A 26,703-nucleotide genomic window follows, 5' to 3' on the forward strand; every position below is an offset into this window, starting at 1 on the left:
TAATTTATTTCGTATCTACGTTGTTATAAACGCATGAAGTCATTGAATAATGCAAGGAGCATCATGCTACCGAGCAGTACCATACCAATTTTTAAACCAACCAATTGTATTTGTTCAGAAACAGGTTTACCACGAATCAGCTCAATAAAATAGTAAACTAAATGTCCACCATCCAGCATAGGAATCGGTAATAAATTTAAAATACCTAAACTTACACTCATTAAAGCCATGAAAGAGATAAAGGTCTGCCAACCCATTTCCGCACTTTGTCCTGCCACTTTGGCAATGGTGATTGGGCCGGATAAATTATCCAGGCCAATTAAACCACGAAACATTTTGACGATCGAGTTCAAAATCATACCTGAAATTTGACCCGTTTTATCAACCGCCATTACAAATGCTTCAGTCGGACTATATTGAATCACTTGTTTATAATCTGCAGGAATATTTATTTTCCCGGGGATATTCTGTACACCGAGCACACCTGAAACATTACCCATGCTGTCACGTTTAGCTTGTGGCATCACTTCCAAATGTAGCAACTGATTTTGACGCAAGATATCTATTTTTAACAATTTTTCTGGTGAAGCCTGCACAACTTGAACAACATCAAACCAGTCATTCATTTTTATGCCATCAATCGCAATAATTTTATCACCTTCTTCCATCCCTTGGCGAATTGCTGCACCATCTTCACTGAGTTTAGCGGCAACGGCAGGAATGTGTGGGCGATACGGCATAAAGCCTAAACTATCTAATGCAGACTGATTTTGATTTTTTAAGAAATCTTGAATGGGTAACTGAAAGGTTTTAACCTGTCCTGCACGATCTGCCTGAATTTCGATTGAACCTGTTTCACCAACACGGTCGACCAAAGCAAAATTCAACTTTTCCCAGGTTGGCGTTGCAGTACCATCCACATTGGTAATTTTGTCGCCTACTTGCATTTGAACAGTTGCAGCAGGTGTATTTGGTAACACTTTACCAACACGAGTATTCAGTTGTTCTTGTGATGGGATAAATAAAATCCAGAATAACACCACAGCAAAAGCTAAATTAATCAATGGACCTGCAGCAACAATCGCAATTCGCTTCCAAGGATGCTGGCGATTGAATGCTTTAGGTAAATCTTCTTCGGCAACGCTACCTTCGCGTTCATCCAGCATTTTCACATAACCACCTAAGGGCAATGCAGAAAGTTGATATTGAACGCCAGACTTCTTAGACGTCCATTTGAGTAATGTCGGTCCAAAACCAATCGAATAAACTAAAACTTTCACACCAAGTTTACGCGCAACAATATAATGTCCAAACTCATGAATCGCGATGAGCGGTCCAAGTAAAAGAATGGCTGCCACAACAATAAACAAGGCACTCATAATTTAGTTTCCTTTACTGATGACAATTTGCTGTGCCACAGAACGAGCCGCTCGGTCAGCTTGCAAGATAAGATCGATCGATTCTGCAGTTCCACTTTCAACCTGGTTCAAAGTTTGTTCGACCACTTGAGGAATTTCAGTAAAGCCAATGCTATTTTTTAAGAATGCTGCAACAGCAATCTCATTTGCGGCATTTAAAATTGCAGGTGCCAAACCACCACTTTGCATCGCCTGTCGAGCCAGTTTTAATGCGGGGAAACGTGTTGTATCTGGTTCTTGAAAATCTAACTGCTGATTCATAAACAGATCAAGTGCAGGAACATGCGTTTGAATCCGCTCCGGCCATGCCAGCGCATGTGCAATTGGGGTACACATATCTGGATTACCCATTTGTGCCAAAGTCGAACCATCCACGTATTGAACCATAGAATGAATAATACTCTGTGGATGTACCACCACTGTTACAAACTGTTCTGAAATTGCAAAGAGATGACACGCTTCAATCAGCTCCAAGCCTTTATTCATTAAGGTCGCAGAATCTACAGAGATTTTTTGTCCCATAGACCAATTCGGATGCTTGCATGCTTGTGCAGGCGTCACATTTTGTAATTGTTCAAAGCTATGGTTTAAAAATGGACCGCCAGAGGCAGTAAGCAAAATACGCGACACCCCCTGTTTGGGCTGGCCATTTCGTTCAGTTTGGAAATAATTCTGAGGCAAGCATTGAAAGATTGCATTATGTTCAGAATCCACTGGAAGCAGTTCTGCATGATAATCACGCGCAGCCTGCATCATCAGGTCACCAGACATCACCAGTGCTTCTTTGTTGGCAAGCAGGACACGTTTACCGGCTTTAACCGCCGCCAATGTTGGCAATAAACCTGCCGCACCGACAATGGCCGCCATGACCACATCGACATCAGCATGTTCAGCAACCGCGATCAAACCGGCTTCGTCGCTCAGAATTTCAATATCGTTAATATTTTGATTTTGAAAATGTTGTTTTAGTTCATCAACTTTATTTGACGGCACTACCGCGATTTTTGGTCGATACTGTTTGCATATTTCAACAAGTTCCACAATTCGACTATGTGCCGTGACTGCGAATACAGAATATTTTTCAGGATGTTGTTGCAGAATTTTTAAGGTACTTTGACCAATCGAACCCGTTACACCTAATATACAAACAGATTGTGACATCTATAAATCTACACCAATAAGTTTTAAAACATACATGCCTGCAGCAAAAATCGGAGCGGCAGCAAGCAATGAATCAATACGGTCAAGCACCCCGCCATGTCCTGGCAGGATACGACCTGAATCTTTAATTCCTGCACGACGTTTGATCATGGACTCGAACAAATCACCCAATACAGAACTGAATACTGTGACTATAGATAAAATTAAGAACAGAATATGCTGAGCTAAAGTTAAATCTAAATAAACCACTTCAACCGCGACCACAATAATCATTGCAGTAACGATACCGCCATATAAACCTTCAACCGATTTATTGGGACTGACATCGGGTGCAAGTTTTCTCTTGCCCAATTTACGCCCGACAAAATAAGCCCCACTGTCTGCACCCCATACCAGTAAAAACAGGTACATGAGCCACCATGGTGAACTATTCCAAACCGAGAAAATTGCGGTAACCGCAGCAGAAATTAAAATAAATCCGATCACATTTAGGCTTTGATTATACCATCCATCATAACCTGGATATGATTTAACCCAAAAGATACTTAAAATCCAAGTAAAAATGGACGCTGCCCAAAGCAATAGAGCGATATCATTAAAATATAATGCCAAAGTTGCCAATGCTGCTGTCGCTAATCCATAACCCCAAGCAAATGGTTTCACCAGATTTTTATTTTTTCTTGGCATAAGTTTAAACCACTCATACCCTGCGACCCCTGCGGCAACAATCATCAGCACAAACATTGGATACTGAGACTGTGTAGCAAACATACAACTGAGTACGACTGCCACCAATACCAATGCGGTTATAATCCGCTCTAACATTTATTAATTCTCGATTTTCTCTTGTTGGATTTGCTCTGAAGTTTTACCAAAACGACGTTCACGTCCAGCAAAGACGGCTAACGCATCATCGAATTCTTCCACGGTAAATTCAGGCCATAAGGTTTGGGTAAAATACAACTCAGCATAAGCGGCTTGCCAAAGTAAAAAATTCGACAAACGATAATCACCACCCGTGCGAATCAGTAAATCTACCGCGGGTAAATCCGCCATACTGACATGTTGCCCAAACAACTCAACATTTACATCTTCAACTGTAACTTTTTTTGCCAGAACATCCGCTGCAATTTGTTTTGCAGCCTGCGCCATATCCCACATGCCACCGTAACTGACCGCGATGGTCAAAGTCATGCTGTCGAACTTAGCAGTCCTTTGTTCAGCATGCAACATTAACTCACGTAAATGCGCAGACAAACGAGAACGATCACCAATAAAACGTAAGGCAATATTGAATTTTTCCATTCGAGGCAGTTGCTCCTGGATTGTTTCTTCCAACAATGCCATGAGTAAATCCACCTCAAATTGGGGACGGTTCCAGTTTTCGCTAGAAAATGCAAAAACGGTTAACGCTTGAATTTGTTTTTTTCTACAGTGCTCAACAATCGGATTCAGGACATTTTTCCCTTCACGGTGTCCGGCACCCTTTTGCATTTGCATTTTTTTTGCAAAACGATTGTTGCCATCCATAATGATGGCAACATGTTTTGGAAGAGGTAAACTGTCTTCTGAAACGGTCATTAAATCTTAGACCTTCATCAATTCAGCTTCTTTCGCAGCAAGGCGTTTGTCCACTTCAGCAACAAATTTGTCGGTGATTTTCTGGATATCATCAGATGCACGACGGTCGTCATCTTCAGAAATTTCTTTTTCTTTCAACAATGCCTTGATGTCGCCCAATACATCACGACGAATGTTACGGATCGCAACTTTGGCATTTTCAGCTTCAGTACGTGCAACTTTCTGCATGTCACGACGTGTTTCTTCAGTCAGTGCAGGCATCGGCACGCGAATAGCATCTGCAGTAATCGGGTTTAAACCCAAACCTGCTTCACGAATCGCTTTATCAATTGCTGAAACCATTGTACGTTCAAATGGCTGTACGACAAGGGTACGAGAGTCTTCAAGACCCACGTTTGCCACTTGGTTTAAAGGCACATCAGAGCCATAGTAAGGAACCATCACACCATTCAAGATTGATGGATGCGCGCGGCCAGTACGAACTTTAGCGAAACCATGTTCTAAAGACTCTAAAGTCTTGTTCATGCGGTCTTCGCTGTCTTTTTTAAGATCGTTAATCATATGATCTTCCTTACTTAATTCTAAGAGATGTAATTAATAAATAGCGTGTAGTATAAAGAGCTTTCAGGCTCACGTCATTAATTGGTAACGTGAGTCCCTTCTTTTTCACCCATCACGACGGATAACAATGAACCCGACTTATTCATATCGAATACTTGTAATGGCACATTGTGATCACGGCACAAGCAGATCGCAGTTAAATCCATGATGCCTAACTTTTCATCTAACACTTGGTCAAATGTAAGTGTTTCATATTTCACTGCATCGTCATATTTGCTTGGATCTTTATTATATACGCCGTCTACTTTAGTGGCTTTCAAGATCAGGTTGGCTTCAATTTCAATACCACGCAAGCAAGCTGCTGTATCTGTGGTAAAGAATGGATTACCTGTACCCGCAACGAATACACATACTTCGCCTTGCGTTAAATGACGGATTGCATCACGGCTTGAATAGGCTTCAACCACCGCACCAATCGGTAAAGCAGACATTAAACGGGTTTTAATATTGCGACGCACCAAAGCATCGCGTAATGCCAAACCATTCATAACAGTTGCAAGCATACCCATCTGGTCACCGGTTACACGGCCAACCAAACCATCTTTTTGCAATTGACTGCCGCGGTACAAGTTACCACCACCAACCACGATACCGACTTGTACGCCTAAACCCACCAAGTGAGCAATCGCTAAAGACATTTGATCGAGTACAGTCGCATCGATCCCCATGTCTTTATTTCCAGCAAGAGCCTCACCAGAAAGTTTAAGCAAAATGCGTTCATAACGAGGCTTTTTTGAATCCAACATCAGGAAATCTCCGAATCTTCCAATATCTAAAATTTTATTCGTATACTTTTATGACAGATCAAGCAGACTTAACTCGAATTAACTTCGCATATAAATCATATTCATCTGCATCGGTAATTTCGACTTCAAGCAAATCGCCTGCTTTGATCTGGTTTTTATCAATATCTTCAACAAAGACATTACCGTCAATTTCAGGTGCATCCGCATAAGAACGTGCTACAGCAACCGGGAATTCATCTTCCAGATCATCTACAAGCACAGTCATGGTTTGACCGATACGTTTTTGCAGTTTGGCTGCTGAAATTTCTTGCTGCACTTGCATGAAGCGTTCGTAACGGTCTTGCTTGATTTCTTCAGGCACATGATCCGGTAAATCATTTGCTGTCGCACCTTCTACAGGTGAATAGGTAAAGCAACCTACGCGATCAAGCTGTGCTTCTTTGAGCCACTCAAGCAAAATCTGGAAATCTTCTTCAGTTTCGCCAGGGAAACCAACAACGAATGTTGAACGGATGACCAGTTCAGGACATTTTTCACGCCAAAGCTTGAGGCGTTCAAGTGTGTTTTCACTATGCGCTGGTCGCTTCATCAATTTTAAGATGCGCGGACTGGCATGTTGAAAAGGAATATCTAGATATGGCAGGATTTTACCTTGTGCCATCAAGTCGATTACAGCATCTACATGCGGATATGGATAAACGTAATGCAAACGCACCCAAATACCGAGTTGGCCTAGAGCTTCACACATGTCGAAGAATTTGGTTTTAACCGGCTGACCGTTCCAAAAATCAAGTTTGTACTTGGTGTCTAAACCATAAGCAGAGGTATCTTGAGAAATCACCAGAACTTCTTTTACACCGGCATTTTTCAATGCTTGTGCTTCACTTAAAACCGAACCAACAGGACGAGAAACCAGATCACCACGCATGCTTGGAATAATACAGAAGGTACAACGATGGTTGCAGCCTTCCGATATTTTCAAATAAGCATAATGTTTAGGGGTCAAACGAATCCCTTGTTCAGGAACAAGGTCAATAAATGGATTATGTTTTGGTGGTTCAGGTACGTACTCGTGTACGGCCTCCATCACTTCTTGATATGCCGCGGCACCGGTCACTTTCAGGACATTTGGGTGCATTTTACGAATTTTGTCTTCATCTTTACCCAGACAGCCGGTCACAATGACACGACCATTTGAGCTCATAGCTTCACCAATGGCATCTAACGATTCTTGTACTGCAGATTCAATAAAACCACAAGTATTAACAACAACCAAATCAGCACCATCATAATCTGATGCTACATCATAACCTTCAGTCTTCAACTGAGTTAAAATTCGTTCGGAATCTACCAATGCCTTAGGACAACCTAAAGAAACAAAACCGACTTTGGGGGATTTCATGAATCTGCACTCCACTATAATGCGCGTATTGTATGTCTTTTCCAATCATAAAAATAGGTAGAAAGCCGACTCTTTGCATAACGCACCAAAATACGTCCAATTTTTTACTAAATATTTTGCATGCACCATTTTGGTTCACTAATATTTTTATTTCCTTTACTATGCTAGATAAATTCTGTATTCAAACAATAAAAAGCACACTTTTATGGCGTCAGAATTTTTATTCATATATATGCTCAAAGTTGGCGTGCATTTTGCTTTATTTCGACAACGTTTAACTCGTTGAATGTCCCATAACAGGGAGAAATGACAAGAAGTGCAGATGCCATTGCGCTATTTTAATACAGGATGCTTTCGCTAATGGATCAACCCACCGGGATCGACTATCGCCTTTTAGTGGATAACTTAACCACCGCCATTTTACTGGTCGATAGCCAGCTGAATATTTTTTATTTAAATTCTTCTTGTGAATCTTTGTTTGACATCAGTTTGCTGCGCGCTTCAGGTCAACCTGTCTTAAATTTGCTGCATATGCCGGATGATGAGTTTAATACCGAAGAAGCGCTATTAAATACCATCGCCACAGGCCAGCCTTATACCCGCCGTGAAGCAACCATTAGTGTCAACTTTAAAGATATGCATGTGGATTATACGGTTTCACAAATAAATGCTCAAAAACCGTATCACCCGCTTCTGCTCATAGAATTAAATCCGATTGACCGGATGCTAAAAATCTCTAAAGAAGAAAACCTGATTCAGCAACATCAGGTTGCGCGGCAATTGATTCGTGGTGTGGCACACGAAATTAAAAATCCTTTAGGCGGTATTCGTGGTGCAACCCAGTTGCTGGCACGCAGTTTAAATGATCCTCAATATTCAGAATTCACCGATATTATTATTAGTGAAGTCGATCGCTTGCGTAATCTGGCCGACACCATGCTCGGGTCTCGTCAGTTGCCAAGTTATGAATTAGTCAATGTACATGAACCACTCGAACGTGTGCGTTCACTCATTACCAATCAAACCAAAAAGAAAATCAAAATCACCCGTGACTATGATTTGTCTTTACCCGATGTCATGGCAGACCGTGATCAACTGATTCAGGTCATGCTGAACATTAGTGTAAATGCAGTACAAGCCATGATGGAAAATAAAGAATTCTTCGTTGACCATCAGTCCGAACTTATCTTGCGAACACGCATTCAGCGTCTGGTCACCATTAATGGTGTTTTAAAGCGCTCTGCTGTTCGTATTGATATTGAAGACAATGGCCCGGGCGTACCGGAAGAAATTTTAGAATCGGTGTTTTACCCCCTAGTCACAGGACGTGCTAAGGGCACAGGGCTCGGTTTGAGCATTGCACAGAATATTATGCATCAACATAGTGGAATGATTGAATGCCAGTCAGTTCCAGGAAAAACCGTCTTTAGCTTATATTTACCTTGGGAGTTTAACCATGTCGCGAAATAAAATATGGGTCATTGATGATGATCGCGCCATGCGCTGGGTCTTGGAAAAAACCTTTAAAGAAGAAGGTTTTGACGTTACCAGTTTTGAAGAAGCACAATCTGCGCTTGATCAACTCAGTATAGACGCACCTGATGTGATTTTGACCGATATCCGCATGCCGGGAATCGATGGCCTCACTTTCTTGGGCAAAGTCAAAACCAGTCATCCAGACCTACCTGTCATTATTATGACAGCACATTCGGACTTGGAATCTGCGGTATCCAGCTATCAAACCGGTGCTTTTGAATACCTGCCAAAACCGTTTGATATTGATGAAGCATTGGCATTGGTGAATCGTGCAATTTTGCATATTGCCAAGTTACAACAACAAGAATCTGCAAAAACAGCACCCCCTATTCAAACAACCGAAATCATTGGTGAATCACCTGCCATGCAGGAAGTTTTCCGCGCGATTGGCCGTTTGTCACAGTCGCATATCACTGTACTGATTAATGGTGAATCTGGCACGGGTAAAGAACTGGTTGCGCATGCCCTGCATCGCCATTCACCACGTAGCAGCAAGCCTTTTATTGCCTTAAATATGGCAGCCATTCCAAAAGACCTGATTGAAACTGAACTTTTCGGTCACGAGAAAGGTGCTTTTACCGGTGCCAACTCGCAACGCCAAGGCCGTTTTGAACAGGCCAATGGCGGCACCCTGTTTTTAGATGAAATTGGGGATATGCCGTTTGAAACGCAAACACGTTTACTGCGTGTTTTGGCAGATGGCGAGTTCTATCGTGTGGGGGGTCACATCCCGGTTAAAGTGGATGTGCGTATTGTGGCAGCAACCCACCAAGACTTGGAAAAACTGGTGCATGATGGCCGCTTCCGTGAAGACTTATATCACCGCTTAAACGTGATCCGTATTCACATTCCAAAACTGGCCCATCGTAGTGAAGATATTCCAATGTTGGCGCAGCATTTCTTGGCACGCGCAGGTAAAGAATTAGGGGTAAATCCTAAAATCCTGCGTCCAGAAACCCAAGAGTACATGCAACAACTGCCTTGGCAAGGTAATGTCCGTCAGTTAGAAAATACCTGTCGCTGGTTAACAGTGATGATCACAGGTCGTGAGGTTTATCCCGAGGATTTACCGTCTGAATTGAAACAGATTCCAATTCAACGCTCAGGTGATGAAGTGCAACCTCTTGGTACTTTTGACCGTGTTTCGCTGCATCATTGGGATGAATTATTGGCTCAATGGGCAATCCAAAAGCTTAAAAATGGCGAAATGAAGATTCTCGACATTGCTACACCCATGTTTGAGCGCACTTTAATTACTGCTGCTTTACAGCAAACCCGTGGTCGTAAACGTCATGCCGCTGAATTGCTCGGTTGGGGCCGTAATACCCTGACTCGCAAGCTTAAAGAACTGGGTATGGACACGGCAGATGATGATGTTGAAGAAGAAGTAATCGAAAACTAAAATTTTCTACCCATCTCAAAAAAAGCTCCTAAAGGAGCTTTTTTATTTCATTCTATTTATGCAGTAAAACCTACATAACGAGAATATCCTTGTATGCCCAAGTCGGACTTAAAAATCAAATAATTAGGATAAGTAGATTGAGTCAATTCTGTGAACATATTCACCTGATCATCATTTGCATGCAAATCATCCACTGAACGCGGCATGGTTTGTTCAAATTCATCGGTCATATATTCAAAACCAATATCCATGGCAATAAATAAGGTATGTTCACAGGGCTGCACATACTGCTCTTCAGCCCAATTAATGACGTCTTGTTGACAATGTGGACACTGAATATTGTCCGTTGCCTGAATGGATAATGGAATAAGTTGATAGGCCATATAAAAATAAGTCAGTTTGCTATACGCCCATTTTAGCAAATTATTAAGAGAACTTTATTTTTTCCAATCAAGATTTGCCATAAAAAAGGGAATCTGTAGATTCCCTTTTTTTAATGTATTTTTAAAGATTCTATTTTTTAAGATCAGGATTTTACTTATGCGCAGATTTATACCGCGATAGTGCAGTCACAGCCACTGCCGAAATGACGACAGCAGGCAAACTCGCCATTAAAATACCGGTTGTCCCTAATCCTAAGGCCAAGATTTTTCCGGTAAGTAATGGTCCAGTCATGGCACCCAAACGCCCCAAAGAAATTGCACTGCCCACACCAGTCACTTTACCTGTACCCGAATAGAAGATTGGCGAAATACCGTAAAGAATTGATTGACCACCTGTGGAGAAGATCCCGCCCATCACGCCCGCTAAAACTAACATTGGAATATAAGTTGTCGTGAATAACAGACTCAAGGCAACAAATAAGCCACTATAGATAATTACAGCCATCTGCCAAAGTTTTAAGCGGTCAAGCAAATACCCCAAAGCTAAAGTCCCAATCACCGCACCCACCTGGAATACCAACATCACCATGAATGCTTGTTGTTTTAGCAGACCTTGTTCCATCAACAAGTTTGGTAACCAGCTAATCAAAATATAATTGATCATCAGGGTAAAGAAGAAACCCACCCAAAGTGGCAAGGTATTTTTATATTGCTGGTTTTTAAACAGTACTTGTGCCATGCCCGGTACAACTTCTGTCGACATTTGCGCTACAGCCACAGCTTTAGGCTTATCTTTAAGAATAAACGCCATACATGGAATAAGGGCTAACGGCGTTAAGCCACCAATCAGGAACAAGGTTTGCCATTGAATCTCAGGCAATAAAATTGCAAGACCGGCAACAAAAATTGCACCAACGGGCAAACCGCAATACATCAGGCTATTTAACTTGCCACGATTGGCTTCCGTCGCTTCATCACCTACCACTGAAATCATGGTCGGCATTGCTGCTCCCAACCCAAGTCCGGTAAAGAAGCGCGCAATATAAAGGATTTCCAAACTTGGTGCGATTGCACTCAAACTAAAAAATACGCCAAAAATACCAATAGATAACATCAGGACTTTCTTCTGTCCCAAATAGTCAGCAATACGCCCCCCAAAGAATGCCCCAAACAGCATTCCAAATACGCCCAAACTGAAGACATACCCCATCTGAACCTGATCCAAACCGAATGTCGCGGCAATTCCTTTCGCGGCTATACCCGGTGCTTGAAGGTCGAAGCCTTCAAAAAATGCGACCCAAAAACACAAAAATATCGTTAAGATTTTTTGTAGTTTCCCTGTGTGTGTTTGTGCCATGATTGATCTCCATCAATAGTATACAAATCGTTTTTACAAGGACGATTCATCTCACTATTCTCTGCCCAATCGATTGATTGAAATACCACGACAATAGTCGGATTTCATGGCTTAAAAAGGCAAAAAGCCAATTAAATTAGACTTAAAAGATTAGATAAACAGACTTTTTAAATCTTAATTTTAATTGATATTGTGTATTTTCAAATACTTATATTTACGGTAGTTATTTATGATGAAGCCATACTCAAAATTGATTCATAAGAATTAGGCAATAAAAAACCCGCATGATGCGGGTTTTTTATTGCCTAATTACGCTGATTTTTTAGCTTGTGCTGCATTCTTACGAATCGTAATCATCACCAATTGAACTGCCGCAGGTGTCACACCCGGAATACGGCTAGCTTGTGCCAAAGTTTCAGGACGGATGTCTTTTAGTTTCAATGTAATTTCACGAGACAAACCAGAAACGATGTCATAGTCGAAGTCGCTTGGAATACGTGTTTCTTCCAGACGCTTCATCTGAGCAACATCTTCATGTTGACGGTTGATATAACCGGCATATTTCACCGCAATTTCAATTTGCTCACCCACAAATGGAGTCACTTCAGAATTGGTTAATTCTGCAATTTGAGCAAAACTGATATTTGGACGTTTAAGTAAATCAATCGCGCTACATTCTTTACTTAAATCCGCACCTGTCAACTCAACGAATTTTTTACCCATTGGATTGTTTGGCGCAGCCCATAAATGCTGTAGACGACCTGTTTCTTTCTCAACTGCTTCCATTTTTTCGCAGTAAGCTGCCCAACGCGTATCATCAACCAAGCCCATTTCACGGCCGATTGCAGTTAAACGCTGATCGGCATTGTCTTCACGCAGCATCAAACGGTATTCGGCACGTGAGGTAAACATACGGTACGGTTCTTTGGTACCTAACGTAATCAAGTCATCTACAAGGACGCCCATATACGCTTCATCACGTTTTGGTGTCCATTGTTCCTGATCCCAAGCACGGCGTGCAGCATTTAAACCTGCAAGCAAGCCTTGCGCACCGGCTTCTTCATAACCTGTGGTACCGTTAATTTGACCGGCAAAGTACAAGTTATTAATGGCTTTGGTTTCAAGCGAGAATTTCAACGCTTGTGGATTAAAATAGTCATATTCAATGGCATAACCCGGACGCAAGATATGTGCATTTTCCATACCACGGATTGAACGAACCAACTCAAACTGCACATCAAATGGCAAAGAAGTTGAAATACCATTTGGATAAAGCTCGTGCGTATCTAAGCCTTCAGGCTCCAGGAATACTTGGTGAGAATTTTTATCCGCAAATTTATGAATTTTATCTTCAATCGATGGGCAATAACGCGGACCCACACCTTCAATTTTACCTGTATACATCGGTGAACGGTCGAGTCCGCCACGAATGATTTCGTGGGTGCGTTCATTAGTATGCGTGATATAGCAGTTCACTTGTTCCGGATGCATAGACGCATCACCCATGAATGACATGGTTGGAGACGGGAAATCACCCGGTTGCGGCGTCATTACAGAGAAATCAACTGAACGTGCATCAATACGGGGTGGCGTACCTGTTTTTAAACGACCTACCGGCAAGTTTAATTCACGTAAACGCGCAGCCAATGAAATTGAGGGCGGATCACCCGCACGACCACCGCTAGATTTCTCAAGTCCAACATGGATGACACCACCTAGGAATGTACCAGTGGTCAATACAACAGTATTCGCATCAAAGCGAACCCCCATTTGAGTCACAACACCTTTAACGGTATCGCCTTCAACAATCAGGTCATCAGCGGCTTGTTGAAAAATATCCAAGTTTGCTTGGTTTTCTAATGTTTCACGAATCGCAGCTTTATAGCGAATACGGTCAGCCTGCGCACGTGTTGCACGTACTGCCGCACCTTTACGTGAGTTTAAAATACGGAATTGAATACCGCCTTTATCGGCAGCAAGTGCCATGGCACCGCCTAAAGCATCAATTTCACGGACTAAATGTGATTTACCAATACCACCGATGGCAGGATTACAGCTCATCTGCCCTAAAGTCTCAATGTTATGAGTTAAGAGCAAAGTCTGGCGACCCATACGCGCTGCAGCAAGTGCTGCTTCGGTACCTGCGTGACCGCCACCGATAACAATGACATCGTAAACTTTAGGATAATGCATAATGGTTTGAGAGATAAAAAAGAATGACGAAGTATTATATCAAAACTTGGAAAGATAAGTGGATAAAATCAGCTGTTTTTCAGAATCAGCCTAAGATTCTTTATTCACTTACAAAAACATTGAAATGTAATCACGCTTTGCAGAGTTACTATAGAAATAAAACATTTAGTTTGAAAAGTTTACCTGATTGGTATTGTTTTATTGCGGCTATTTTTTAAGCTATAAGCTGGATACATTACGAACAAAGGTATAAAAGATGAATAAGAATTTCCTGCTCTCATCCATTCTCTGTGGTGTATGTCTAGCACCATTTGCAGCCTCAGCAAATGATAAAGTCGAAAAAGTATATGATGCTCAAAGATACCAAAAGGTCTGTAAAGGCAAAACTCAAGGCGCTCAAGTCAGCTTTGCTTACCGAGGTATTATCTGGAATGGTACGTGTGAACCTCAATTCTTCCCTTCCTCCAAAAATGCGTCCATCACTGGAGATGAAGCAGAGTTAAGCACAGCTTGCAGTGGAGATACCAGTGCAACTACAGCATCCATCAATGGTACTGAAGTTAAGGGTAAATGTGCTTTAGGCTTTATGCCACCTCGACCTAGCTCTCAATCTTCAATGCAATCTCAGCCATCGATGCAGTCTCCGTCAATGCAATCCCAGCCAGCGATGCAGTCTCCGTCTATGCAATCACAGCCATCGATGCAGTCTCCATCAATGCAATCTCAGCCACCAATGCAGTCCCCAGCTGAAATGCAAACTCAACCACAAATGCAACCTTAAACTGGAACTTGATCTCAACAATGCATATAAAACACTAATTTTATTCAAATTTTCAGCGGGTAAAAGGATTACTTTTACCCGTTTTTATATTGCTTATTTAAACAACTGGTTTAAACTCAAAACATATTAAGGATAAAAAATATAAAAAGGATATTCCATGGATTCGGGGCTATTTACTTTTTTTTTACCCATCGCGCTTGCCATCATGATGACAGGTTTAGGGCTAGAACTTACTGTTAAAGATTTTCTGCGAGTACAACGCCACCCTAAAGTTATTTTTTTAGCCCTATTTACCCAATTGATCGTTCTGGTTTTTATCGCGTTTTTAATCTGTACCTTATTAAAACTCCCTCCACTTTTAGCTGTAGGCCTGATGCTGCTTGCTGCTTCACCGGGTGGACCAACTGCAAATTTAATCAGCTATATCTTCAAAGGTGATGTCGCACTCAATCTCACGCTCACCGCGATTAACTCTCTGATTTGTACTTTCACCCTACCTTTTATCGTCAACCTGTCGATTCATTATTTTCTAGGTGATCATCCAAAAATTGGCATGCCGACTGAAAAAATCACCCAAGTATTTTTAATTGTTTTCATACCGGTTTGTTTGGGCGTGTTTATTCGTTCAATCGCACCTAATATTGCATTAAGACTAAATAGACCCATGCGATTATTTTCTGTGCTGTTTTTATTTCTAATTTTCTTTTATGCCGTGTATAGAGAAAGATTTAACATGGTTGAATATTTTGCTGATATTGGGCCTGCAACTGCACTTTTTTGTTTTATCAGTTTATCGGTTGGCTATCTGATTCCGCATCTGGCTGGGGTCTCTGACAAACAGGCACGTGCATGTACTTTTGAAATAGGCATTCACAACACCTCAGTTGCAATGACGATTGCACTGTCTGTGTTATCCAATACCACGATTGCCCTACCTGCCGGCATTTATTCTATTTTTATGTATATTTTTGCTTTTATATTTGGCTATATTTTGACAAGACAGCCGCTTCCAATTAAAGATGCAAATTCAAAAGCATTAAGTGATTAATATACATCTGATTCATAGATGCAGTAGCTCATCTTAAATGGCAGGGCGGTAAGAGGAATCAGGTCTAAGTAAGATAATAATTATCCTGTTTTATTGCCATAATTCCACTCAGCAAGATTAAAGCAATTCAGCTAATTAAAGTTGTACTGATCAACGGTCAGTTCTCGCTATTCCCTATCTCTGATTTATCAGCTATATATTCAATCTATAAAAAATCAGTACAAGACAACTTCGCCCAAATCAAAACAAAAACTGACCAAGAAAAGGAGATTTCGAATGGATTCAGGAATCATCACCATTTTATTACCTTTAGCACTTGCCATCATTATGATCGGTTTAGGACTGGAGCTTACCCTCAAAGACTTTGCCCGCGTAGCACAGCAACCCAAAGTGGTTTTCATTGCCCTGTTTTGTCAATTGGTGGTTTTAGTCAGCATTGCCTTTATCATTTGTAAAGTCTTGGCGCTTCCGCCTCTTCTTGCCGTGGGCTTAATGCTACTTGCAGCCTCACCCGGAGGAAGCACAGCCAACTTATTTAGCTATCTTTTTAAAGGGGACATTGCGCTAAATATCACTTTGACCGCGATCAATTCAGTCATGGCCGCTTTTACCTTGCCTTTTATAGTCAATTTTTCTATTCAGTACTTTATGAATGATGGACAACAAATTAGCTTGCAGTTCGGAAAAATATTACAAGTATTTGCCATTATCATTATTCCTGTAGGTATTGGCATGCTGATTCGACACTATGCACCACACTTCACTGCAAAACTAAACAAACCGCTGCGTATTTTTGCGGTGAGTTTTCTGGTGCTGATTATTATTGGTGCGGTTGCGAAAGAACGTCATCAAATTTTGGAATATTTAGCGCAAGTGGGCTTGGCAACTGTTTCATTCTGCCTGTGTAGTCTAATGATTGGTTATTTTGTACCGCGCTTGCTGGGCATTAATAGTGCTCAAGCACGGGCTTGCGCTTTTGAAATTGGCATTCATAACAGCACCCTCGCCATGACGATTGCACTTACGATCATGGCAAGCTCTACCATTGCCATACCCGCTGCGGTGTATTCTATTTTCATGTATGTTTTTGCCGCTGTATTCGGCATGCTACTCAATAAATTTGCACCACAGCCACATGCAGTAGTGAGTTAATCCATATGATCTAAATAAAAGGAGGGTTAATATACCTCCTTTTATTTTCAGGATAGTTTTTATCAATATATAGTTGTTTAAGCCTGAGTTCCGTTACAATGGCATTTTTAAAAACACAAATTTAGGTTATCTCCGTGAAGTGGTTACAAATTCATATTACCGTTGATCAAGCTCAAGTCGATTTTACTGAAACCCTCCTCAGCTCATTAGGTGCTGTTAGCGTAACTTTAGATGATGCTGAAAATCAGGACTTACTTGAACCACTTCCAGGTGAAACTCCACTTTGGAATAAAGTCATTGTGACCGGCATCTACGCACAAGAAGAAGGCGAAGAAATTGATGTTGATGCTTTAACAACATTTATTACCGCACAAATGCCTGAAGCACCATTACGCCATGAATTTCTTGAAGACCAAGAATGGGAACGCACCTGGATGGATGCGTATGAACCGATTCAAATTGGTGAAAAATTCTGGATTGTTCCGGAATGGATGGAAGCACCAGATGCAGATGCTGTAAATATTAAGCTTGATCCAGGTCTAGCCTTCGGTACAGGTAACCATGCATCAACTTTCCTTTGCCTGCAATGGCTCGGTCAAACCGATGTTAAAGATAAAATTGTGATCGACTATGGTTGCGGTTCAGGCATTTTAGGCGTTGCTGCACTGTTATTGGGTGCCAAAAAAGTATATGCCACAGATATTGACCCTCAGGCAGTTCTCGCGACTCAACAAAATGCTGAATTGAATGGCGTACTCGGGAACTTATTTGTTGGTTTGCCTGATGAATTCAACGAAGAGTTTAAAGCGCAAAAGGCCGATGTCTTTGTCGCAAACATTCTTGCCGGCCCGCTGATGGCACTTGCGCCTGAATTCGCAACTTTGGTTAAATTTGAGGGCGAGTTCGCACTTGCTGGCATATTAGAAGAGCAAGTTGCTGATGTTTCTAGTGTTTATTCTGATTTTTTTGATATACTCCAAGTCGAAAAACGCGAAGAACATTGGTGCCGAATTTCAGGAAAACGCCAAAATATCCATTAAAATTTTGAATAGACTATGAGCGAAAAGCAAACCTACTGCCCTAACTGTTTTACCAAGTATAAAGTCTCCGTGGCTCAACTGACAGTTGCGCGAGGCATGGTTTGTTGCGCGAAATGTTCGACCAATTTTAATGCGTTAACCCATCTTGTAGTAGAAAAAGAGCAATCTTCTTCTACTACTTCAACTCCCCCTTCAAATCTTGACAATAAAAAACCTCAATCCAATGAGACGAGCGCTGAGACCTTTATGGCAGATCAGCAACCAGAACAACATTTATTAGATATTTTCGACCGTAAAGTAGAAAATTCCAATATTGATTTAAAAACCTATCTCAACAATTTGAATTATTTCAGTACAGACCCGATTGGTACATACCCGGCTCTGAACTGGTCTGAAAAATCAGAACAAGAGAAGAAAGAAAGAAGTGCCTTGAGTTATGTTTTATGGGGAGCTGTGAATTTATGTCTGGTGAGTTTGCTTATTTTTCAGTTTTTTTGGTTTAACCCGAAAATTTTAAACAATAGCCCGGTCTTTAGTGCCTTATTTAATAGCGCATGTCAGGCATTTAATTGTTCGGTTATGGAGCAAAATTACCATCTCATATCGACCAATAAAGTTAAAATAAAACAAATATCCAAAAAAGAAACTCAATTCACCGGTGAGCTCATTAACTATCATTCTAAAAGTTTAGCCCTGCCGATCATCAAGGTAAATTTAAAAGATAATGGAGAAATTATTTCTACTTATTCTTTCCAGTCTTCTGAATATTTGATTGACAGTCTTACAGGAATACAACGAATTCCACAAAACAGTCCTTTTAAATTCAAGTTTAGCCTTCCTGTAGAACGGAAAAGCTTTGATACCTACAGTTTAGAAATAATTCGCCCTTGATATTGAAAAAAACTATTAAAAAACACAAAAAAAAGTAAAAAAAGTGCAGTTTTCTTGCTCACTTTTTCTTAGACAATGCTATCATACGCGCCACGAAAGCTTTGTGCTGCAAACTCCTCACTATTTTCACAACAATTATAGTTTAGCTTATATGCGCTTTATCCTGATAATGCGTATTGAGTAGATTTTTTTGTTTTGATTTTGGTCTGTAACAAATATTAATCTATTGTTACGCTTAATTTTCGATCAAAAACGTCGAGTTGTGGCAAGCTAAATGTACAAGTTTTAGAACTTCCGTTTTAGGACCTAAAACGGAATTTAAATTTTAGACCACTTTTATATATCCCTTTACCCAAGTGATATTTGATTTTTCGGATTAATTCGCATGAATAGCAAATCTCCTATTTTTACTGCACAATCTGATGTCGCTCTTCGTATTCACGTAGATCGCGCAGTTCGCCATTATTTTGCACAATTGCAAGGCGAGCAACCTTCTCAGGTATATGACATGGTGCTGGCAGAAATGGAGAAACCTCTTCTATCTGTAGTTCTAGAATATACGCGTGGGAATCAGACACGCGCTGCCGAGATTCTCGGACTCAACCGTGGTACTTTACGTAAAAAGTTAAAAGCTCACGGTTTAATGAGTGAATAAATGATAAAATGCTCACGGTTACCGTGGGCATTTTTTTTATCTTATATTTTGCCTGCTGTTTTAATCTAGACCTTTAATATTGTTGACGAAAATCATGACTATTAAACGCGCTTTAATCTCTGTATCTGATAAATCAGGGATCGTTGAATTTGCTAAAAACCTCGTGGCTCTTGGGGTAGAAATTTTATCTACTGGTGGTACATATAAGTTGCTTAAAGACAACAATATCGCAGTAGTGGAAGTTTCAGAGCACACTGGGTTCCCGGAAATGATGGATGGTCGTGTTAAGACACTACATCCAAAAATTCATGGGGGTATCTTAGCTCGCCGTGGTCTAGACGAAGCTGTAATGCAAGAACACAACATCGATGCCATCGATCTAGTGGTTGTGAATCTTTATCCGTTTGCTGCAACGGTTGCTAAACCGAACTGTTCATTGGCTGATGCGATTGAAAACATCGACATCGGTGGTCCAACGATGGTTCGTGCTGCTGCGAAAAACCATGCGTCTGTCGGTATTGTGGTAAATGCTGCTGACTACGACACTGTAATTGCTGAAATGAAAGCAAATGGTGCCTTATCTCTTGAAACTCGTTTTGACTTGGCAGTGAAAGCGTTTGAACATACTGCACAATACGATGGCATGATCGCCTCTTACCTTGGCGCTCGCGTAGGTAAAATCGAGGGTCAAGCAGACAAATTTGCCCGCACTTTCAACACGCAATTGAACAAAGCCCAAGATTTACGTTACGGTGAAAACCCGCATCAATCTGCTGCGTTCTATGTAGAAAGTACTGCGACTGAAGCTTCTGTTTCAACTGCGAAACAGCTTCAAGGTAAAGAACTTTCTTATAACAACATTGCAGATACAGATGCAGCACTTGAATGTGTGAAATCTTTCGCAAAACCTGCTTGTGTGATTGTTAAACATGCAAACCCATGTGGCGTTGCAGTTTCTTTAGATGGCATTAAAGCTGCTTACGATCTTGCTTATGCAACTGATCCTGAATCTGCATTCGGCGGCATCATTGCATTTAACCGTGAGTTAGATGTGGCAACTGCGCAAGCCATTGTGGATCGTCAATTCGTTGAAGTGATTATTGCACCAAGCATTGCTGATGGCGTACTTGAAGTGACTGGCGCGAAGAAAAACGTACGCGTACTGGTATGTGGCGAACTTCCAGCAATCGATGCACGTCATTCGCAACTTGATTACAAACGTGTAAATGGCGGTTTATTGGTTCAAGACCAAGACTTGGGCATGATCACTAAAGACGATCTTAAAGTTGTGACCAAAGTTGCACCGACTGAAGCTGAAATCGACGACATGATTTTTGCCTGGAAAGTTGCGAAGTACGTTAAATCGAATGCAATTGTTTATGCCAAAGGTCGTCAAACCATTGGTGTAGGCGCAGGCCAAATGAGCCGTGTTAACTCTGCTCGTATTGCTGCAATTAAAGCTGAACATGCGGGTCTAGTGGTTGAAGGTGCAGTAATGGCATCTGACGCATTCTTCCCATTCCGTGATGGTATTGATAATGCTGCAAAAGCCGGCATCAAATGCATTATCCAACCGGGTGGTTCTATGCGTGATGAAGAAACCATTGCAGCGGCTGATGAAGCTGGTATCGCGATGGTCTTCACTGGCATGCGTCATTTCCGTCACTAAGTTGGCGAATTGATCATGACTTATTTACAGTCATACGTGCTACATAAAATAGATTCTTAAATCTTTCATAGAGTCCTCTTCCCCTTTGGGTTGAGGACTTTGTGTTATTTCGATTCATGGAGTATGAACCGATGAATATTTTAGTTTTGGGTAATGGTGGTCGTGAACACGCACTTGCATGGAAAATCGCGCAAGACGATAAAGTAGCGAAAGTCTTTGTTGCACCGGGCAATGCCGGCACAGCAACAGAAAACAAATGCGAAAATGTTGCACTTAACATTTTAGACAATGCTGCAATTATTGCTTTTGCTAAAGAAAATGCAGTTGATTTAGTCCTTGTTGGTCCGGAAGCACCGCTTGTAAATGGTGTGGTTGATGCTTGCCGCACAGCTGATGTCAAAGTTTGGGGCCCAACTCAATTTGCAGCACAGCTTGAAGGCTCTAAAGCTTTCGCAAAACATTTCTTGAAACGCCATAACATTCCAACTGCATTTTATGATGTGTTTACAGAAGTAGATGCAGCCAAAGCATTTGTTGAAAAAAATGGCGCGCCAATCGTGATCAAGGCAGATGGCCTTGCTGCGGGGAAAGGCGTGATCGTTGCCATGACCAATCAAGAAGCATTTGATGCGATTGATGACATGCTTGCAGGCAACAAATTTGGTGATGCCGGTTCTCGTGTTGTCATCGAAGAATTCCTTGCCGGTGAAGAAGCGTCTTTCATTTGTATGATTGATGGCGACAACATTTTGCCTATGGCAACTTCACAAGATCACAAACGTATTTTTGAAGGCGACCAAGGTCCGAACACTGGCGGTATGGGGGCTTACTCTCCTGCTCCTGTTGTAACTTCAGATGTTTTTGAAAAAGCTATGAACGAAGTGATGCGCCCAACTGTTGAAGGTATGAAAGCAGATGGTCACGTTTACACGGGTTTCTTATACGCAGGTCTGATGATTGACGAACAAGGTCAGCCTAAAGTGATCGAATTCAACTGCCGTTTTGGTGACCCTGAAACTCAACCCATTATGATGCGTTTAAAATCATCTTTAGTTGATCTGGTTGAAGCTGGTATTGCAGGTAACTTACCTGCGGAAGCTGAATGGGATGAGCGCAAGACTGTTGGTATCGTACTGGCATCTAAAGGCTACCCAGAAACTTCAAGCAATGGCGATGTGATTTCAGGTTTAGATACTGAAATGACCGACGCCAAAATATTCCATGCAGGTACAAAAGCCAATGAAAATGGCGAGATTGTAACTGCTGGTGGTCGCGTTCTTTGTGTAACTGCGCTTGGCAATACGATTGGTGAAGCACAGGCGAAAGCATTAGAACTTTGCGAAAAAGTGACGTTCGACGGCGTTCAATATCGTAAAGATATTGGTTACCGTGCGATTGCTCGTGAAAATACTTAATCTACATTTTGGTTAAGTATAAACCCCGCTGAGTGCGGGGTTTTTATATCTTTCCTATAATGTATATAAAAATGATATTTCACTTAAAAAATTATCAAACATAAAAAATCCTGCTTTAAGCAATTGTTTTTTAATTAAGTAAAAATAAGTTTCGTATAAGGTGTATTATTTTAATTTTAGGAAAACTTAAACGAAATCACCAAAAATTATGAAAAAAAAATCAGCTTTTTTATATTATTTAGATGTTACAGCACCATTTTATTATTTTTATTTTGTTCCCACTGCAATCGCATTAGTCATAGTCAGTTTTGATTTCTCATTTCAGGGCTTATTCCCGGCCACAATTGACTCTTCGATTTCAAGCCAACATAAGTTTCTAAATGACTATTTTGCAATATGTAATTTTTTCGTGATTGGGCTTATTGTTATTAATTATTTAAGACACCCACTACCCGCCACATATGTAAGACAAATACGTCAGCATTATGCAACATTAAATAAGAACCAGCAGTCTATTAATGGCTGGCTTGGCATTGTATTTTTCTGTTTTACTTTAGGCCTGATGAACCTGACTTGGTTTATTATTAATGATGAGCCTCTCCCACCATATAAAGAATGGCGCAAAGGCGATACTCTTACCTACTTAAACAGTTTCGCACATCCTTATATTTCTGCTATTGCTTTTAGTTTGCAATATGCCCTCATTGTATTCTTTACATTAATATTTATGAACATATTTGATAATCGTAAATATAGATCAAATTGAAATACTTAGCCTCATTTAACATAATAGTACTTATACAATTTTTTTTAATTTAAGCATTAAATTTCAATAGCTTAAATAATTTTAAAATTCTAAAAAACAGCAAAAAAACCGGTTTAGAAACAAGACGATTTTTTTATGCTCGGTTCTGGAATCTTTTGCCAATCCATTTGTATAAAAAACGCTTTTATCTACTAGAATCTAGTTAAATATGATTTCTTAAAATTACATCCTTACCCTTTCACCACCTATAGCTAGAATGTATTAATCTTTACTTAACTTCACTGCATATATCTATTTTTTAGCTTTAGACTTTAGAAAAAGTTATAAAGCGTTATATAAAATGATACTTTATAGATTGTTAATATAATTTTAAACAATATATTGTTTTTACGATTAAAATTTCAAATATCTTATTATCGCTATTCACTTAATAAGATAATCGTTAATTTTTTATTCACTATATTGCATATAGATTTATTGCTATGATGAGGCAAATTTTGATTGAGTAGAAACGCAATCTCATTAATGAATACAATGATTTAAAAACTTTTAATAACTGTTTTTTGAATCACTATTCAACAGATTGCTCATTGCATCAGCATAATTTGTAAATTTTATAGTGCTGCAGATCTATCAGGCAAACGTTTGGACATGATGACTGTAATCATGCCTTCGTTCTATACTGATTTCGATTTGACTTAATCTCTCTAATAAATAATTCGTAAATTTAAAGTCAAAATTAAATTTACTTGGGATGAATACATGAAAAAGCTCCTTGGACTTGTTTTAGGTTTAACCGTTGGCTTAGCTGGCTGCTCTAAACCTGAAGCGCCTGCAACTGATGCAGCAAAAAGTGATACAGCAACAGAACAAACTGTGGTAATGGCATCGACTGGTTCAGATGCAGATATCTGGCGTTATATTGCAACCTTGCCGGAAACTAAAGAAGCAGGTATCAATCTTGAAGTGAAAAACTTCACTGATTATGTTGCCATGAATACTGCTGTAGCCAACAAAGAAGTCGATATCAATGCATTTCAATCTTATGCTTATTTAGTGGCGTTCAATGCTTCTAATAAAGACAAGATTGCACCTGTTTCGACGACTTATCTTGAGCCAATGGGTATTTACTCAAGCAAAGTAAAAAAAGTTGAAGAATTTGCCAACGGCGCAACCATTGCTATTCCAAACGATGCAGCCAATGAAGCACGTGCCCTTTTACTTCTTCAATCTGCTGGCTTGGTAAAACTTAAAGCTGACTTTGACCCTGCCACTGGTACACCAAGCGACATTACTGAAAATGCTAAAAAAATTGTGATTAAACCGATTCAAATGGCGACTGCGGTTCGTGTTAAAGATGAAGTGGATGCGATTGTTTTAGGCAATACACTTGCGCTTGAAGGTGGTTTGAACGTACTGAAAGACTCGATCTACTATGAGCCAGTAGACCAAAGCACCAAGTTAAATGTAAACATTTTAGCGACTGCTGAATCTCGTAAAGATGATCCTTTACTACAAAAAGTCGGTGCCTTGTATCACACCGAAGCTGTAAACAAATATGTGCAAGAAAAATTTGCGGGTACTAAGGTTGATGTAAATAAACCAATTAGTTATTTAACTGAAACAAAATAGTAATATAATCATCCAAACCAAACAGGCAAAGTCATTTTGCCTGTTTTTTTATTTTCTGCTTAGTTTCTGACGATATGATTGAATTTAAAAACATTTCAAAGCACTATCAGCTCAAAGGCCAAACCATACGCGCCCTGGACCAAATTAATTTGGAAATTCCAGAAGGCAGTATTTTTGGCATTATTGGTTATAGTGGCGCAGGTAAAAGCACTTTAATCCGTTTGATTAATTTATTAGAACGACCAAATGAAGGTCAGGTGATTATTAATCAAAAAGATTTTACCGCTTTGGATGCACGCTCATTACGTCAAGAACGTGCAAATATCGGTATGATCTTTCAGCATTTCAACCTGTTGCAAACCAAAACTGTGGCGGCAAATATTGAAATGCCACTCAAGCTTTTGGGCATAAGTAAGGCTGAACGTGAAAAACGTTTAAACGAATTACTTGAGTTTATTGACCTCAAACATAAAAAAGATGCTTTCCCCGATGAGCTTTCTGGCGGGCAAAAACAACGTGTCGGTATTGCCCGCGCGCTTGCCAATCATCCTAAGATTTTACTCTGTGATGAAGCGACTTCTGCGCTCGATCCGCAAACCACCAAATCTGTTTTAGCCTTGCTCAAAAAAATCAATAAAGAGCAGAATATTACGATTGTCATGGTGACTCATGAAATGGATGTGATTGAAACGGTTTGTGATTATGTCGCGGTGATGGAACAAGGCAAAGTGATTGAAACCGGTTCCACCCTCGAAATTTTCAGTCAGCCGCAGCATCCAACCACTAAAAACTTTATTCAAACGGTGCTTCAGCAACAGTTACCGGTCAATATTTTAAAGAATCTCGAAAATCAGAATCATAACAGTATTTATTGTCTGCAGTTTTTAGGCAAATCTGCTCAAGAAACTGTGGTACAAGCAGTGATTAAGAAGTTTGATATCAGTTTAAATATCTTGTTCGCCAATATGACTGAAATTAATGGCACCGTGATTGGACAAATGTTTATCCAGTTGTTGGGTGATCCGGCAATTATTCAGCAGGCAATTGAATTTTTAGAACAAAATGGCGTGAAGGTTGAACATTCAGGAGATCAGGTATGAGAGACTTAATCGTACAATGGCTCACTGAACTTACTGCACCGTTTTGGCAGAGTTCCCTGTCAATTGACCAGTTTGTCACAGCCCTACAAGAAACCTTTCACATGGTATTCTTTGCCATGCTGTTTGGCGGCATTTGGGGCTTTATTCAAGGTATTGTTTTATTGGTCACCCGACCTGAAGGCATCCTGCCGAATCGTTCGGTTTATCATATTTTAAACCCGATTGTGAATGCCCTACGCTCGCTACCTTTCATCATCCTACTGATTGCGGTTATTCCTTTAACCAAATTTTTAGTGGGTACGTCAATCGGGACTTGGGCAGCGATTGTTCCACTGACCATCTATATTGGCCCATACATGGGACGTCTGATTGAAACTTCATTATTAGAAGTGAATGAAGGCATCGTGGAATCTGCTCAGGCCATGGGTGCGACTCCATTACAGATTATTTTTAAGTTTATTTTGCCGGAATCACGCAGTTCACTGATTTTAAATTTAACCACCGCGACTATTAGTTTAATTGGCGCAACCGCAATGGCGGGTGCAGTCGGTGCCGGTGGTATTGGTGATTTGGCGATCTCATATGGCTATCAACGTTTTGATACCAGCGTGGTCATTTTAACCGTGATTGTGCTTCTACTCTTGGTACAAATTGTTCAGACTGTAGGTGAATGGCTCGCCAAATTAAGATAAATTAAGATAAATATTCATCAAGTCAAGGCTTTAAAACCCTCAGTTAGAATAATGCCAGTCAG

General features: G+C 40.5%; 23 protein-coding genes and 1 pseudogene. 14 read left to right on the forward strand and 10 right to left on the reverse strand.

Annotated elements, in window-relative coordinates:
* Positions 1 to 23: 23 nt before the first annotated feature.
* From rseP to rimO, 7 genes are all read right to left on the reverse strand, one after another.
* Complete coding sequence (gene rseP, locus ACU0NF_RS08985) at positions 24 to 1,379, reverse strand: RIP metalloprotease RseP (protein WP_445660886.1); 1,356 nt, start codon at positions 1,377 to 1,379, stop codon at positions 24 to 26.
* Positions 1,380 to 1,382: 3 nt separating this feature from the next.
* Positions 1,383 to 2,579: a 1-deoxy-D-xylulose-5-phosphate reductoisomerase gene (ispC, locus tag ACU0NF_RS08990; protein ID WP_445660887.1), complete on the reverse strand. Its 1,197-nt coding sequence runs from the start codon at positions 2,577 to 2,579 to the stop codon at positions 1,383 to 1,385.
* A complete protein-coding gene (locus ACU0NF_RS08995) occupies positions 2,580 to 3,404 on the reverse strand; it encodes a phosphatidate cytidylyltransferase (RefSeq protein ID WP_445660888.1) in 825 nt (274 codons plus the stop codon).
* Positions 3,405 to 3,407: 3 nt separating this feature from the next.
* The gene (gene uppS / locus ACU0NF_RS09000) at positions 3,408 to 4,160 is read right to left on the reverse strand and encodes a polyprenyl diphosphate synthase (protein ID WP_445660889.1); all 753 of its coding nucleotides are present in this window, start codon (positions 4,158 to 4,160) and stop codon (positions 3,408 to 3,410) included.
* A gap of 6 nt (positions 4,161 to 4,166) precedes the next feature.
* Positions 4,167 to 4,721, reverse strand: a complete 555-nt coding sequence (gene frr, locus ACU0NF_RS09005) for a ribosome recycling factor (RefSeq protein WP_067724542.1) — start codon at positions 4,719 to 4,721, stop codon at positions 4,167 to 4,169.
* Positions 4,722 to 4,798: 77 nt separating this feature from the next.
* Positions 4,799 to 5,527 carry a UMP kinase gene (gene pyrH, locus ACU0NF_RS09010; protein ID WP_131385139.1) on the reverse strand — a complete coding sequence of 243 codons (729 nt, stop codon included), beginning with the start codon at positions 5,525 to 5,527 and terminating at the stop codon, positions 4,799 to 4,801.
* 58 nt (positions 5,528 to 5,585) lie between these two features.
* A complete protein-coding gene (rimO, locus tag ACU0NF_RS09015; protein WP_445660890.1) occupies positions 5,586 to 6,929 on the reverse strand; it encodes a 30S ribosomal protein S12 methylthiotransferase RimO in 1,344 nt (447 codons plus the stop codon).
* A 360-nt stretch (positions 6,930 to 7,289) separates the two neighbouring features.
* Between rimO and glnL the strand changes: the two genes are divergently transcribed.
* Both glnL and glnG read left to right on the forward strand, forming a co-directional pair.
* On the forward strand, positions 7,290 to 8,399 hold the full coding sequence (gene glnL / locus ACU0NF_RS09020) for a nitrogen regulation protein NR(II) (RefSeq protein WP_445660891.1): 1,110 nt from the start codon (positions 7,290 to 7,292) through the stop codon (positions 8,397 to 8,399).
* Positions 8,386 to 9,867: a nitrogen regulation protein NR(I) gene (glnG, locus tag ACU0NF_RS09025; RefSeq protein WP_445660892.1), complete on the forward strand. Its 1,482-nt coding sequence runs from the start codon at positions 8,386 to 8,388 to the stop codon at positions 9,865 to 9,867. Before glnL ends, glnG begins: the two co-directional genes overlap by 14 nt.
* 56 nt (positions 9,868 to 9,923) lie before the next feature.
* Here the strand turns inward: glnG and ACU0NF_RS09030 are convergent, their stop codons facing one another.
* The 3 genes from ACU0NF_RS09030 to mnmG all read right to left on the reverse strand — a co-directional run bounded on the left by ACU0NF_RS09030 (position 9,924) and on the right by mnmG (position 13,800).
* A complete protein-coding gene (locus ACU0NF_RS09030) occupies positions 9,924 to 10,250 on the reverse strand; it encodes a hypothetical protein (protein WP_445660893.1) in 327 nt (108 codons plus the stop codon).
* Between the two features lie 151 nt (positions 10,251 to 10,401).
* Entirely contained in the window at positions 10,402 to 11,607 is a 1,206-nt protein-coding gene (mhpT, locus tag ACU0NF_RS09035) for a 3-(3-hydroxy-phenyl)propionate transporter MhpT (RefSeq protein ID WP_445660894.1), read from the reverse strand.
* A gap of 309 nt (positions 11,608 to 11,916) precedes the next feature.
* On the reverse strand, positions 11,917 to 13,800 hold the full coding sequence (gene mnmG, locus ACU0NF_RS09040; protein WP_445660895.1) for a tRNA uridine-5-carboxymethylaminomethyl(34) synthesis enzyme MnmG: 1,884 nt from the start codon (positions 13,798 to 13,800) through the stop codon (positions 11,917 to 11,919).
* A 256-nt stretch (positions 13,801 to 14,056) separates the two neighbouring features.
* On the opposite strand from mnmG, the pseudogene ACU0NF_RS09045 reads away from it, so the two are divergent.
* The 12 genes and pseudogenes from ACU0NF_RS09045 to ACU0NF_RS09100 form a co-directional block, all read left to right on the forward strand.
* A pseudogene (locus ACU0NF_RS09045) lies at positions 14,057 to 14,401 on the forward strand (hypothetical protein); the annotation flags it as partial.
* A gap of 337 nt (positions 14,402 to 14,738) precedes the next feature.
* Positions 14,739 to 15,629, forward strand: a complete 891-nt coding sequence (locus tag ACU0NF_RS09050) for a bile acid:sodium symporter family protein (protein WP_171538272.1) — start codon at positions 14,739 to 14,741, stop codon at positions 15,627 to 15,629.
* 276 nt (positions 15,630 to 15,905) lie between these two features.
* Positions 15,906 to 16,781, forward strand: a complete 876-nt coding sequence (locus ACU0NF_RS09055) for a bile acid:sodium symporter family protein (RefSeq protein WP_131385156.1) — start codon at positions 15,906 to 15,908, stop codon at positions 16,779 to 16,781.
* A 134-nt stretch (positions 16,782 to 16,915) separates the two neighbouring features.
* Entirely contained in the window at positions 16,916 to 17,821 is a 906-nt protein-coding gene (gene prmA / locus ACU0NF_RS09060) for a 50S ribosomal protein L11 methyltransferase (protein WP_131385158.1), read from the forward strand.
* A gap of 15 nt (positions 17,822 to 17,836) precedes the next feature.
* Complete coding sequence (locus ACU0NF_RS09065) at positions 17,837 to 18,712, forward strand: DUF3426 domain-containing protein (RefSeq protein WP_445660896.1); 876 nt, start codon at positions 17,837 to 17,839, stop codon at positions 18,710 to 18,712.
* Positions 18,713 to 19,097: 385 nt separating this feature from the next.
* The gene (fis, locus tag ACU0NF_RS09070) at positions 19,098 to 19,367 is read left to right on the forward strand and encodes a DNA-binding transcriptional regulator Fis (RefSeq protein ID WP_001086304.1); all 270 of its coding nucleotides are present in this window, start codon (positions 19,098 to 19,100) and stop codon (positions 19,365 to 19,367) included.
* A 94-nt stretch (positions 19,368 to 19,461) separates the two neighbouring features.
* On the forward strand, positions 19,462 to 21,036 hold the full coding sequence (gene purH / locus ACU0NF_RS09075) for a bifunctional phosphoribosylaminoimidazolecarboxamide formyltransferase/IMP cyclohydrolase (protein ID WP_445660897.1): 1,575 nt from the start codon (positions 19,462 to 19,464) through the stop codon (positions 21,034 to 21,036).
* 131 nt (positions 21,037 to 21,167) lie between these two features.
* On the forward strand, positions 21,168 to 22,451 hold the full coding sequence (purD, locus tag ACU0NF_RS09080; RefSeq protein ID WP_445660898.1) for a phosphoribosylamine--glycine ligase: 1,284 nt from the start codon (positions 21,168 to 21,170) through the stop codon (positions 22,449 to 22,451).
* Between the two features lie 208 nt (positions 22,452 to 22,659).
* The gene (locus tag ACU0NF_RS09085; RefSeq protein ID WP_445660899.1) at positions 22,660 to 23,217 is read left to right on the forward strand and encodes a hypothetical protein; all 558 of its coding nucleotides are present in this window, start codon (positions 22,660 to 22,662) and stop codon (positions 23,215 to 23,217) included.
* A 762-nt stretch (positions 23,218 to 23,979) separates the two neighbouring features.
* Entirely contained in the window at positions 23,980 to 24,849 is an 870-nt protein-coding gene (locus tag ACU0NF_RS09090) for a MetQ/NlpA family ABC transporter substrate-binding protein (RefSeq protein WP_445660900.1), read from the forward strand.
* Positions 24,850 to 24,923: 74 nt separating this feature from the next.
* Positions 24,924 to 25,949 (forward strand): methionine ABC transporter ATP-binding protein, encoded by a 1,026-nt coding sequence (locus tag ACU0NF_RS09095; protein WP_445660901.1) that lies wholly within the window; start codon positions 24,924 to 24,926, stop codon positions 25,947 to 25,949.
* Positions 25,946 to 26,641 (forward strand): methionine ABC transporter permease, encoded by a 696-nt coding sequence (locus ACU0NF_RS09100; RefSeq protein ID WP_445660902.1) that lies wholly within the window; start codon positions 25,946 to 25,948, stop codon positions 26,639 to 26,641. The genes ACU0NF_RS09095 and ACU0NF_RS09100 overlap by 4 nt, the downstream gene beginning before the upstream one ends.
* Positions 26,642 to 26,703 lie beyond the last annotated feature (62 nt).

The sequence above is a fragment of the Acinetobacter sp. F16 genome (assembly GCF_052712855.1).